Genomic DNA, 13,515 nt, shown 5'->3' with positions numbered 1-13,515 from the left:
CTCGTCCGCGCACCGGCACGCCTCACGGCATGGGTGTCAGCCTGCCCGTGGTCTCGAGTTCCGTGATGGCCTTCCGGAGTCCCGCCACATAGCGATGGTCGTCGGCAAAGTGGGACGCGAAACGCATGTGGGCGCTTCGTAGCTGCGTGAGCGCCTGCTCTGTCCTCCCCTTCCTGGACGCAATATCCGCCCGCCTCAGCACGGCGGTGTTGAGGCGGCTGTACGCATTGGGCTCGGGAAGGCGCGTGAGGGCATCCGCTTGCTGCTCCGCATACACCGCGTCCGCCTCGTCCAGACGACCGCGCTTGTAGTACAGATGCGCGAGCGACATCTGGTTCAAGCCGTAGTAGAACGTGTTCGCGAGCCCATGCTCCAGGATGAAATCCCGGTTGTCGGCGAGGAGCGTTTCGGCGCGCTGGAAATCTTCTTCCGTTCCCCGCATCACATGGAGCCTGGCCAGCGTACGCCTGCTCAGGAAAGGAGGCGGCAGGCCCTCGTTGCGGCATGCCGCGATCACCTCTTCAAGAAGCACCATGGCCTCACCGATGGTTTTCCCCTGCAGCCCCTCCGGAAGGGTCTCCAGGTTGTTGACCAACCGCTGAGCGAGATTGATCTGCATGTTCGCCACCTTCTCGTGGCACAAGGGATAGTGCTGCCGCAGGAGAGAGAGGGACTTCCGGGTCAGCGCCAGCAACTCATGGCGCGGACTTCCTTCGATCCGCATCAGCCAGGTGCGGTAGGTCAGCAGCAGCCCGTACTCCGGATGCTGCTCGCCATAGCCGGCCAGGATCAGCGCTTCGGCCCTCTGGATGGCCTCACCACACCCGGCGAGGTCGCCGTCGATGCATCGCACGTTGCCCAGGACCATCCAGGCCGTCCCCATCCCGGGATGGGCGTCGCCCAGTGCATCGCGCGTATTCTTCCACTGCAACTCCGCATACGGTTTTGCCTCGTCCGTGCGTCCGAGGTCCGCAAGACCATCGAAGAGAAGCCTCTGGGCTTCCGCGGCAAGCAGGGGATAGGCGGGTTCGGCCAGCGCGTTCGCTTCGCGCAAATGCTTCAGCGCGGAATCGAATCGGTACTGCTGGAGATACCAGTACCCCTGGATGGTCAGAAGTTCGATGTAAGGCTCCGGCGCCGTGGACTGCTGCGCCCGGGCAAGCACGAGCGCCTGCTCCAGCGTCGCCTGAGCCTCGGTGTGCCGGACCAGATTCCATTGCGCGCGCGCAAGCTCGGTCAGCAGTTGCAGGCGCGCCGGCACCAAGCGCTCGTCCGGTTCTCCAGGCAGTGCCGACAGCCCTGCCCGCGCGGTGGCGAGTGCGCGGTCCGGCCGGCCTTCGAAGTTGGAGAGGGCTGCACGTGTCGCCTGCACTTCGATTCCTGTCACGGCCTCGCTGTCGGCTAGCCTCGATGCTTCATCGGCAAGTCGCCGCGCCTGCGGATGGTTGCCGATGGACGCGTGGCTGCGCGCCAGCACCAGAAGTCCACGGGCCAGCACGGCCGGGCGGTCTTCCAGAGAAAGCGAGCGTATCTTCCGTTCCGCCTTCAGCAGCAGCGCTTTCGAAGAATGGGGACTTCGTCCCAGGCCCGACAGCGTGGCGACACCCAGCGTCTCGCCGAAGACGGACGCAAGGGCGTCGCGAGCGCGAACCTCTTCTTCGGCCTGTCGCTGCTGCCAATGCAGCGCCAGAAGCCCTGACGCGGCTATCACCAAGGCCAATACGGCCGACGCCGACGACACGCGATGCCGGGTGACGAACTTCGTCAGACGATAGAGCGCCCCCCCATTGCGCGCCTCGACAGGGTGCTGACGCAGCCAGCGGTCCAGGTCGCGCTCCAGTTCCCCCATCGTGGCGTAGCGCCCGGCAGGATCCGAAGACGTGCAGCGCGCCGCGATGGCTCCCAAGTCGCCCTTCAGCGCGCGCGCCAGCGCCCGCGAGTCCGGCAGGCCCCTCGCCTTCGCCTCCTTCGGCGATGCCTGACATGCGAGCGCGCTCAACGTATCGGCCGCGACGTCGGGTGCGATGCCGATGCCCGCCCCCAGGAGCGTGGCGCCGGCCGGGAGCCGTCCGCAGAGTATGCGGAACATCACCATGCCCATCGAGTAGATATCCAGCGCCGCAGTCGGGATGGCGGCGGTCAAGGCCTCCGGCGCCATGTAGCCCGGCGATGCCGCGATGCGGGGCACGTTCCGTTCGTTGTCGAGGATGGACGATAGTCCGAAGTCGACGACCTGCACGCTCCCGTCCGCCGTGACCAGCAGGTTCGAGGGCTTGATGTCCTGGTGAAGCACGCTGCGACCATGTGCATACGCCAGCGCTTGGCACGTCGCCTTCAGCAGGCGCACGCGGTCGGCGATGCCCGAACGATGGCGCTCGCACCAGGCATCGATGGGCTCGCCCTCCACCATCCGCATGGCGAACCAGGGGCTTCCGTCCGGCTCGATGCCGCCGTCCAGCAGCGGCACGATGCCGGCATGGTTGAGTTTCGCCAGTGCATTGCGCTCGGCAATGAAGGCGGCGACCAGTGCAGGGGAGGTCAGTTCATCGCGGATGCACTTCAGCGCCACCTGTTGCTGGTACTGGCCATCATCGCGCTGCGCCTCATACACCGTCCCCATGCCACCCGCCCCGATGACCCGGGTGATGCGCCAGGCGCCGATACGAGTACCCAGTCTTGCGTCCGGCCCCGAGTGACCTTTGCGCCTGGTCCGTTCGAGCAGATCGCCGGGAAGCTGGTCCAGCGGGTGCGCCGCACCATCCGCCTTGAGCATGGCGACAAGCACGCGATGTACTGCCGGCTCGCTTCGCTCCAGCGCTTGCAGCTCCCGCTCGCGCTGACTGGCTGGAAGCGAAAGATATTCACCCAGGAGAGAGAGAGCTCGGGCCCTAGCAGGATTCATGGACACATTCGGACTGGATGTGATCAGGCGGGCTGGAACACGCCAGACAGGTGCGTTCCGGTGAATCAGGCGACTCACATCGTTCACCGGCATCTGACGCCCTCGGTGGAAGCCGGTAGACGTGATGCACCCGACCGGGATCTACCGCTCTCGCCAAAAGGACATCCCCGCCTTCAACCGGGACGAGAAGTCACAATCATCATAGTCCGGTCGCAGTGACGGTGCACCGGAGCTCAACCGTGACCTGCCCACCGACCGGCAGGGAGGGTATCGTCACCCCGCTCCCCAACAGCGAACTCACCGGCACGGTCGGCGAGGGACAGCTGGCGCCGCCTGTCGCGGTGCAGATCGCGGCTGTGCTGGGTGTGGTGCAGTCCTGCCCGGCACCGGCCGCATCGGTCAGCACCGCGCCGTCAGCGGCCAGTGGCCCGTTGTTGGTCACGACGATCTGGTACGTCACCACCTCCCCGGTGACCACCGGATCCGGCGAAGCGGTCTTGACCACCTGGATGTCCGCCTGGCGCAGGGTGTTGGTGAAAGTGCACTCGATGCTGGCACCGACCGCCGTCGCCGCCGTGTCCAGCACCACCGTGCGGGCAGCCAGATCCGGCGTGGCCGTTCCACCCGTACCCAGCCCCGTGCACGCGATGCCGGTGACCTGGTACGTCGCGGGCGACGTGCTTTCGATGATCGTGGTGACGGTTGCGGCGGCGGCCAGTGTCTGCGTGGCACCCGCCACAGCCGTACCGGCGGTGGTGGTGGTCAGGGTCTGCGTCTGCACGCCGTTGTCGCCGCTGAAACCGAAGCTGTCCACGCCGCCCACGCTGGTCTTCCGGATCGTGAGCCGCGGTACGGACTGGTCTACGTCGGTGGCGGAATTGTTGGCCGCATTCGCGTCATTGATCGTGACCGGTGGCGTGATGGTCACCGTGTTGACCAGATCGCCAGTGAAGCCGGTCGGCACCGTCATGGTCACCAGATAAGTTGCAACCGCGCCGGCAGGCAGATCGAGTCCCGTGTCGTTCAGGGCCCCGGTTCCGCTGGCGGCGCCGCATGCCGCGCCGCCCGATGTGGATGCACAGGTCCAGCTCATGGTCGCGGCATTGATTCCCGCCGGCACCGGATCGCTCACCGTGATGTTCTGTGCCCCGAACGGACCGTTGTTGGTTACCACGACGCTGTACGTGCGCGCCTGTCCCGGCACATAACCGTCGCCGGCCAGATCGCTGGGCCCCGATGCGGTCGTATTGGTCTTGGTCACCGACAGGTCCGCGCTGAACTGGATCGGTGCTGTCGGGCAACTGGCGCCATCATTCACGTTCGAACCGGGTGAGCCGGAAATCAATGTTCGGGCGCCGGTAACAAGATCGAAACTATAGAAGCCGCCGCCGTTCGCACTGCCAAACAGGCCGGTGGGCGAGCCGAACATCGCGCCATAGTCAACGGCCGCAGTGGGTGACCCGATGTTGGTCACTACGCCTGTCGCAGGATTGATTGAGCGCAGTTGACCATTACCCTGCACGGTGTAGATCAATCCGCCGATCCACGCCATGTCCGAAGCCTGCACGCTCGACGACAGCGTGATCAGCGTCGATGTGTTGGTTTGCACATCGATCGCCCGCAGGTTGGTCGAACCCCCGCCTGCCAGCGCATACATGACGCCCGTGTCCGAGAACGTGCCCATGATCCAGTTGTCGGTCGCCATCCCGCCGCCCACCGGACCAAGGTCGACAGAGCTGCCGTCTGCACCAACCCGGATCAAGCGATTGCCGGTGCCGCCACCCGCATTGATGCCGTAGATGAAGTTGTCCACGGGATTGAAGCCAATGGCGTTATAGACGTTGGAACCCTGCCCGATCGGCGGATACGTGAAGGGATTGGTAGCGGTGACGATGTCGTAGAGCGTGGTGTTGGTGTTTATGTTCGGGCTCTGCGACAGGTACATGCCGGACGAACAGGATGCGAACGCCGGCTGGCTCTGCACGGCATTGGTGATGGTGCAGGCGCTATTGCTCCCCGCATCGACTGCCGCCGCATTGAGGGTGAACGAACTTGCACCTTGCGTGACCGTGCCCCCGGTACCCATGCCGGTGCAGGTCACGTTGCTCAGCTGGAAGCCGGACGGCAACGCTTCGTTGATCGTGGTGGCGACCAGGGGATTGGTGAGCGTCTGCGTCGTACCGGTAACGCCCACGCCGGTCGCCGTCGTGGTCAGCGTCTGGCTGGTCCAGCCGTTGTTGCCGGTGAAGGTGAAGGCGCGCGTACCGCCCTCGCTGATCTTGGTCAGCGTGAGGGTGACCGGCCGCCGCGTGTTGACGACCGTGCAGGTGATGTCATCGCCCGAGGCAGGTGTCAGGCTGAAGCTGGTGCCCGTGCCGCTCGGCAGGACCGTCCCCGTGCCACTGGATGCGTTGGCGCAGCTGTAGGTCGAGGTGTAGTCGCTCAGGTCCGTCGTGCCGGACGCCGCTTCGGACAGCGTATGCAGCACGCCGGGATTGAACGGCGCCAATGTGGCAAGCCCGGTAGTGACCGTGGTGCCGGCACCGGTGGTCGTGGTGCTCGCCAGCGGCGACCCGCCACTCGCGATGGACAGCGCGAACTGGTCGGTGCCGCTCTCGCGCCCGGTCACGATCTGCTTCTGCAACCGCAGCGTGGCCTTGCACTGGTTGATCTGGATATTCCGGAAGCGGATATCGTCGTCGGCCGAGGCTCCGCTGTAGTTGGACCGGTAAACGTACTGCACGCTGGTGACCTGCGTGACCGTCGTTGGCAAGCGGACAGTGAAGAGGCGGTACGTGCGTCCGGTGGACGTCGCGTCGCCGACGAACGCCTGCTGCGTGGCGGTTTCCGCACTGCCGCCGACGGAGATCAGCGAACCGTTGTCGGGCCAGAACTCGCCCGCCGTGCTGTTCATGCCCGCGACCGCTTCGGAGGTGAACAAGGTGGCGTAGGTCACGCCGTTGACCCGGATCTCCATAGTGGCCCGACCGGAGTTCTGGCCAGCAGGGTTGTTCCATTGCAGTTCGCCGGCGATCACGATGGCGCCGTTGGTCTGGATGCCGTAGCGCGTGCTGGTCTGGTTACCGTTGAGCGTGGGGGTGTGGGTGATCCCGGCGGCATCGTCGTTCAGCCAGCCGCTGTCGGCCGGCGAGGTGATGATGGGCTGTGTGTTGGCCAGCGTGCACTGGTTGGCGGCCTGTGCCCAGAGTTCACGGGGCGCCAGCAACAGCAGAATGGCCATGGCCATCCAGTACAGCATGCGGCCGGTGGCCTGCAGTGGCCTGTGCCGAGGGAGGCAGCTTTCCTGCTGCTGCGTAATATCGACTACGCGCGCGCCGCGAACGGGATCGCGCCAGTCCGCAGTCCCGATCACTCCATCCATCACCGCCCCCTTTGGCGAATCCTGTATCGCCACGGCACCTTGCGGCGCCGTGCGACAAACTGCCACACCGGACAACAAGCCGCAACGCCGCTTGTCACATTGATGGTGAGTAGATCGTACTTGGCTTGTCCCTCAGGACATCACATTGCGGCGCCGTGCCCGCTCAAGGACATCACGGCGCTTTCCATACCCTTCTTGCGCCGGAAACCAGCGAAGCCATTGCGGCCTCAAAGGCCGCTGGCGGTCACCCTGCACTGCAAGCCGAACGTGACCGCCCCCCCGACCGGCAAGGTCGGGATGGTGACGCCCGCGCCGAGCAGGCTGCTCACCGGCACCGTCGGCGACGGGCAGCTCGCGCCGCCTGCGGCCAGGCAGGTCGCGGTCGTGCTGGGTGTGGTGCAGTCCTGCCCTGCCCCTACCACGTCGGTCAGCAGGACATCGGTGACCGCCTGCGGACCGTTGTTGCTGACCACGATCTGGTAGCTCACCACACCCCCGGTGACGACCGGATCCGGCGAGGCCGTCTTCACCACCTGGATATCCGTCTGCTGCAGGGTATTGGTGAACGTGCACACGATGTCGCTGCCCGGTGCCGTGGCGGCGGCATCCAGCGCGACCGTGCGCGCGGCCAGGTCCGGCGTCGCGGTGCCGGTCGCACCCAAGCCGGTGCAGGTGATGTCGGTGACGCGGTACGTCGCCGGGGAAGCGCTTTCGGTGATGGTGGTGGCGGTGGCGGTTGCCGTCAGCGCCTGCTTGGCGCCGGCTACGGGTGTCCCGTCCGTGATCGTGGTCAACGTCTGTGTCGCAACGCCATTGCTGCCGCTGAAGCCGAAGCTGTCCACGCCGCCGATACTGATCTTGCGCAAGGTCAGCTGTGCCACCGAACCATCGCTATCCGTGGCGGTGTTGTTCGCCGGCGTCGCATCCACGTAACCATCCGGCACCCGGATCGTCGCAGTGTTGGTGATGGGGGAGACGCCTGCGGCCACCGTCGCGGTGACCGTGAACGTCATGGTGCTGCTCGGCGGCAGGGTCGGAATGACGATGCCGCCCGCACCCTCTAGGGCCGCCACGGTCACGCCACCCGCGACCGGACACACGGCCCCGGCCGTCGTTGCCGTACAGGCCACCGCGGTCTTGGTCAGGCCGGTGGTGGCAGGGTCGATGAGGGTCGCCAGGTCGACGTAGTTCATCGACGGGTTGCTGACAACGAGGGTGTACGTGGTCGTGCTTCCGGGCGTCACCGTATCGTTCGCCTGATCGACGTTGCCGTTGATGCCCGGGGTATTGGTCTTGGTGATGGACAGGTCCAGCAGCGCACGCGTCAGCGTGAACTTGGCCGCCATGCCGCCGGAGGTTCTTTGGCCGGCCGTCAGCGCACCGTTCTGCGACTGCAGGGTGATGTTGGCGGCTGGTATGCCACTGGCGTACTGGAACGACGTACTGAAGCCGTCCGATTCCGTGGTGGCCAGGAAGTGCGCCCCGGCCACGCCTGCAGTGCCGGGATCGGTGTTGACCACCGCAGGATTCGACACTTCGGTGAAGCCGGGCACCGTGGCGAAGTCCAGCGGACCGCTGCGGGCGTAACCGTTGTAGCCCACCAGCAGCACGCCATCGCCGGCATTCACAGGCGCCTGGCCAACGTCGTAGCCGTCCAGGCACGCCGACCAGTTGCCCGGCGCGCTCACGCCCGCCAGGTAGACCAGCCCGGTGCCGCAGTCGGTGGTGGAAACGAAGCGGGACCGCACGATGCCCGTACCGGGATCGCCGGTCGCCAACTGACTGACATGGTTGAACTGCAGTGCCGACAGCAGCGCCTCGTCGCCGGCGCGATTCGGCGCATCGACGTTCGGGAGGGTGATCGTGAGGGTGCCGCTGGCGGCACCGCCCAGCAGGGTGCGCAGCTGCGACTCATAGATCGCGGCGAAGTAGAGTTCCTGCGAATAGGTCGCCCGGTCGGCGGCGCCATTGCCTATGCTGTAAAAACTGTTGACGAGCCGCAGGTCGCCGGCCGGAGGCGCCAGCGGGTTTGTCACCGTCGTCGAGCCGCCCGGGCCGGTCACGGTGAACTGGATCTGTACGTTCGCGCCGTTCGTGACCACGAAGGCGGGGGACGCGAAGTTGCTGTTGGCGGAAGTCTCGTCGACGCACGTACCCGAGGTTTCCAGGGTATCCGTCGTGCAGTGGTCGCGCTCGAACGCGGCGGTGATGAAGACGACGCGGTTCTGGCCCGCCGTCACGTTGAAGCTGAGGGAAGGGGTCCCCGGGACGCCTGCGCCGATCGCGGTCGATGCGCCGCCATGGTCGAAGGTCACGGTCTGTGCATGCGTCGTGGCACTCCAGCCCGAGGCCAGCCCGAACGCGAGCGCCCATCCTGCGAATCGTCTGCTTTTCATGCGGCTTCTATCTTTCCTTCCAATGGATACCGATCCGTCCGGTCGCTGCGCCGCGCCATGCGACGCGACGCCCGCCGCGGCCACCGTTCGCGTGACCGTGCCGGGCGCCTCGGCAATGGCGATGCGGACGGGTTGTATCAGCCGTTGGTCCCGCCGTTGCCATCGATGCAGGTGCCGGTACCGATCAGCCCGTTGTTCCAGTCATCGAGCACGCGCGATACGGCGATCATTTCCTGCCGCGGTTCGCTGCTCTTCGGCATCGCGGCAATCTGGGCCGGCGTGTACAGGGCCATCAACTGGCTGGCACGGGACAGCGCATCCGAGACCAGGGTGGGCGTCTGGGCGCCCAGCGTGTAGTTGGCCTGCGCGGCGACGAGCTGGTGGCCGAGGATCCAGTACGCGTTGCCGCGCGAGGGTTCCTGCAGTACTTGCTGATAGGTGAGGCCCGACAGGTAGAAGGGCTGGTAGCGAAGGGTCAGCCAGACGTCCGTGCTCAGGTCGCCAGCGTTCTGTGCCCGGTTCTGCCAGTAGCCCTGGGTGAACTGGCAACCGCTTTCGGCGCGGGCATCCGCGGTGGCCGTCAGGCCGGCGACCGCCATCAGCAGGCCCGCCGTTGCGTTACGAAACAACATCATGCGTGTGATCCTTGATTCGGGTGATGGTGAAACACGGGCGTTCCGCCCGTACCGTTGACCTCGGCTCACATCACGCGCGTGCCTTTGCGTGATCCGAGTGAGGTCAGTACCCGATCAATTCGTGACGGCCGTCAAAAAAAGGACAGCGGTTGCACATGAAAGCGAGTCGGCCACCTTGTGGTGGCCGACTCGCTTCTGTTTCGCAACAAGGAGGATGTGCGCGGGATGAATTGCGTCAGGGCGTACCGGTGGCCGAGACGGTGCACTGCAGTCCAATGGTGACCTGACCCCCCACGGGCAGGGTCGGAATCGTGATGCCGCTGCCCAGCAGACTGCTGACGGGCACGGTGGGGGACGGACACGTCGCGCCGCCCGTAGCCGCACAGGTCGCGGTGGTACTGGGCGTGGCGCAGTTCTGGCCCGCGCCGGCCACATCGGTCAGCACCGTCCCATCGGCGGCCAGCGGACCGATGTTGGTGACCACGATCTGGTAGGTCACCACGTCGCTACTGACCACGGGGTTCGGCGAAGCGGTCTTCACCACCTGGATGTCGGTCTGTCGCAGCGCGTTGGTGAAGTCGCATTCGAACAGCGCGCCCGTCACCACCGACGCGCCGGGGATCGTGTAGGTGGTGTCGGTCAGCGAACCGACGGTATTGCCGTCCACCCGACAGGTGGCGCCGGTGAGACCCCAGCCGGTGGGCAGGTTGGCCTCGTTGATCGTCAGCGACTGCCCCAATGCCGCCGTCTCGACGGTGAAGGGCTGCACGCCGGGCGTGCTGTCATCGCCGTCGACCTGCACGGGCGTGCCGGCAGCCGTCGTGGTCGCCGTGCCCGATGTGTCCACCGTGTTGTTGATCGCGAACGCGAAGGGTCCGCTGAAACCGCCCGTCGTCGTCTTGCGCAGGAGGATGGCCGGCGCACCTTGCGGCGGCGCGACCGGACAGCGGGCACCGTCCAGGCTGGCGGCCGTCAACGAGGTGGACAGCAGGTCGTAGGCCAGCGTACCGCTGCCATCGACGTTGAACACGCGGTAGACCAGCCCGGTGCCGCCAGAGCTGTTGCTCTTGTAGGCGTACAGCGTGCCTTGGTTGTCGAAGAACACGCCGCCGAACCCGCCGGGCGCGGCATTCGGCAGGCTGATGCCGATCGGCGTCACGGCGCCGGTCGCGGGATTGATCCGCACGACCTCGCCTGAGGAGCTCCGCACCGTGTAGAGGTTCCCATCGGTCGGGTGGTAAGCGATGTCGGTGCCGATGTCCGAAGAAGCCAGCGTCACCGGCGGACCCGCCAAGGTGTTGGTGGCCACATTGATGAACCACAATTGATTGTCGATCACGCCTGTGTAGATGCCTGCGGGCGAGACGTCGGCGGAATAGAACTGGGGGGCTGCCGGCAAGCCGGCCGGTGCAGTCGCATACGGCACGTCCGCCACGCCGCCAACGCCGATGCGCACCAGGCGCCGGACCGTCGCGCCATTGCCCCAGCCCCAGATGTAGCCGTCCTGTTGCCGGAAGCCGATGCCATTGACCATGTCAGCCAACGCCGGGCTGGTGCCCTGGTCGGTCATGGCGCCATCCGCCAGACCCAGCGTGTACAGCCGGACCGTCGTCGCCGTGGCACCGCGGGTGATGAAGGCATCCGCCGGGCAGGTACCGAAGCTCGGTTGGGGATTGTTGGCCTGGTCTACGTCCGTGGCGGTGTTGTTTGCAGGGTTGGTGTCGTTGATGGTGCTGGGCGGAGTGATCGTGACCGTATTGGTCAGATCGCCGGTGAAGCCTGCCGGCACCGTCATGGTCACCAGATAGGTGGCCACCGCACTGGGCGGCAGATCCAGACCGGTATCGTTCAGCGCGCCGGTGCCGCTGGCGGCGCCGCAGACGGCGCCGCCTGAGGTCGAGGCACACGTCCAACTTACCGTCGACGCATTGATGCCCGCCGGCACCGGGTCGCTGACCGTGATGTTCTGTGCGCCGAAAGGACCAGCATTGGTCACGACCACTTGATACGTGCGCACCTCACCAGGAACATACGTGTCACCTGCCTCGTCGTTCGGCCCACTCGTTGGCGTGTTGGTCTTGGTTGCTGAAAGATCCGCATTGAACTGGATGTTCGCCGTGGGACAGTTGGCGCCGTCGCCATTGTTGGTAGCAGGCGAGATGCCGCTGAGCCGCGTCACCGCACCCGTAGCCGGATCCAGCGCGTAGATCGCGACACCTTCCGAACCCAGCAGCATGTTGTTGTACCCCCACATGGCCAGCGCGTGGCTCAGTGGAAAGGTCGACGCGCCGATGGTCGTCACGGCGCCGCTGACGGGATTGATACTGACCAGCCGGCTCGGGCTGGAAGTGCTGTCAACGCCATACAGCAGCCCGTCGTGCCAGGCAAAGTCGTAACTCCGTACCGGCTGGCTCAATGTGATCGCAGTAGCGGTGTACGGCAGGGTGGCCAAATTCACGCGGTAGAGCGTCGTGTTCGAAAGACCCGATTTCAGGTAGTAGTCGCCGGTCGGCGAAATGACGCCGTTGTTCCAGAGGGTTTCTCCTGGCAGACCCGCGATGGCGCCCAGGTTCTGGCCAGTGCCGTTGGAACCTACGCGAATGAGCTCAACGATGCTTCCGCTCGCCGGCGACCGGATGCCGTACATGTAATTGTCCAGTGCGTTGTAGCCCACGCCATTGCGACCCGTCGTGGTGGTGGAGGACCCCAGCGAGGTCAGCGTGAACGGCGCCGTGGCGTAGTTCACGTCGAACAGCGTAGACGTGTTCGTGGAAGTCTGGTCCATGAACATCCGCGCATCGCATGTACCGAAATCCGGCTGGATCCTGGTATTGGTGAACGTGCACGTGAGCTGCGCACCCGCCACGATCTGGCTGCCGGGAATCGTCAGCTGTCCGGTCGTGGTATTCGCCGTTACCGGTACCGTGGTACCGCCGGCATTGGTGCAGCCGATGGATGACAGCGTGTAGCCGCTCGGGATTACCTCACGGATGCCGGTATCCGTATTGAACTGCGACAGGAATACGCCCGTGGCGGCTCGCGGATTGGCGGTCGTCGTATCGAGCGTCAAGGTCGAAGGCAGGCCATTGGTGCCGCCCGTGAAACTGAAGCTGCCGGTGTCCCCGACGCTCTGCTTGCGCACGATCACGCAGGCCGGCACCGTGGCGTTGAATGCGGTATTGGCCGCGCTCAGGATGGTCGCATCGTTGTAGGCCGTGCTGTACGACGCAATGCGCGGCGTGCCCGTATCGAATGCCTGGGTGGAGAGGGCCGTCGGATGGGCGGAATCGTAGTCGGTGGCCGCGCCGCCCCTGCTGGCGAATGCGGCCACCTCGCCCCGGTTCACGGCATTGGCCGCGGCCGCATCGATGCCCACGCCGACAATCACGGCGTTGCGCACGTTCTTGAGACGATTGCTGTAGTGATAGAAACCCAGGGCGGTTTCGCTGGAGGGCATTTCCCGGATCGAGGTGCCATTGAAGCGCCCGAAGTTCGGGTCCGCATCGGTCATGTGGATCAGCATGAGCTGCTGGGTAGGCGCCGAGGGCCCCAGCGTCGGCTGGTTGTAGCTGTCGTTGCCGCCCGTGGTGCCGCCGCTGTACAGCACGCCCTCCAGGATCTTCAGGCCATGCTGGGCGTAGTCGTCGTTGATGTCGACGCTGAAGTTGGCACCACCGCAGTTGTTGCGATTGACGGAACCGGCGAAGTTGGTGCCGAACGAACGGCAGACCCGGTTGGAGGCGCTGTTGTTGCCGGCGTAGGCGAAATCGGCGGGATTGCTGGACCACCCGCCCGGAATGGCCGAACCGGTCGCAAGGTCGATGCGGCACCCATCGCGGGTCGTGCGCCTGCCCGCCTCGCAGCCCCAGTTGACCACGGCCAGGCGGTAGCCCGGCCGGCTCAGCACACTGGCGGCGATGCTGGCGATGGCCTGCTGCGCCTCATCGAACTCGGCATTGGTGATGGAGCTGGAGTTGTCCACGAACAACAGCACATCCTTGCCGGGGGGCGTCGGACACGACTGCGCCTGACCTGCCACCGGCACACCCACCGCAGCGCTCACCACCGCCGACAGCGCTAGCCGCCTGAAAACATTCATTCCTCTATCCCCGACTGGATTCTTTCGACACGCGTGCGACCCACTACAGGATCCGCACCGGCAATGAAGGTCCACCTCGACCCACACAGGCACATTTCGCG

The 13,515-nt window shown here is 65.6% G+C and carries 5 protein-coding genes; all 5 read right to left on the bottom strand.

Translation table 11 applies throughout. From position 1 onward, the window contains the following. Nucleotides 1-22: 22 nt before the first annotated feature. A complete protein-coding gene (locus AC3DET_RS17565; protein WP_488392458.1) occupies nucleotides 23-2,773 on the bottom strand; it encodes a protein kinase domain-containing protein in 2,751 nt (916 codons plus the stop codon). A 328-nt stretch (nucleotides 2,774-3,101) separates the two neighbouring features. Then, nucleotides 3,102-6,143, bottom strand: a complete 3,042-nt coding sequence (locus AC3DET_RS17560) for a prealbumin-like fold domain-containing protein (RefSeq protein ID WP_488392457.1) — start codon at nucleotides 6,141-6,143, stop codon at nucleotides 3,102-3,104. A gap of 368 nt (nucleotides 6,144-6,511) precedes the next feature. Continuing rightward, nucleotides 6,512-8,680: a prealbumin-like fold domain-containing protein gene (locus tag AC3DET_RS17555; RefSeq protein WP_488392456.1), complete on the bottom strand. Its 2,169-nt coding sequence runs from the start codon at nucleotides 8,678-8,680 to the stop codon at nucleotides 6,512-6,514. A gap of 137 nt (nucleotides 8,681-8,817) precedes the next feature. Next, nucleotides 8,818-9,315 carry a hypothetical protein gene (locus tag AC3DET_RS17550; RefSeq protein WP_488392455.1) on the bottom strand — a complete coding sequence of 166 codons (498 nt, stop codon included), beginning with the start codon at nucleotides 9,313-9,315 and terminating at the stop codon, nucleotides 8,818-8,820. 235 nt (nucleotides 9,316-9,550) lie between these two features. Continuing rightward, complete coding sequence (locus tag AC3DET_RS17545) at nucleotides 9,551-13,414, bottom strand: DUF6923 family protein (protein WP_488392454.1); 3,864 nt, start codon at nucleotides 13,412-13,414, stop codon at nucleotides 9,551-9,553. Nucleotides 13,415-13,515: the final 101 nt, after the last annotated feature.

This window comes from Pseudoxanthomonas sp. 97-1-1 (assembly GCF_057773125.1).
The sequence above is the reverse complement of the archived record's forward strand: the minus strand, read 5'-3'. Positions and strand labels throughout refer to the sequence as shown.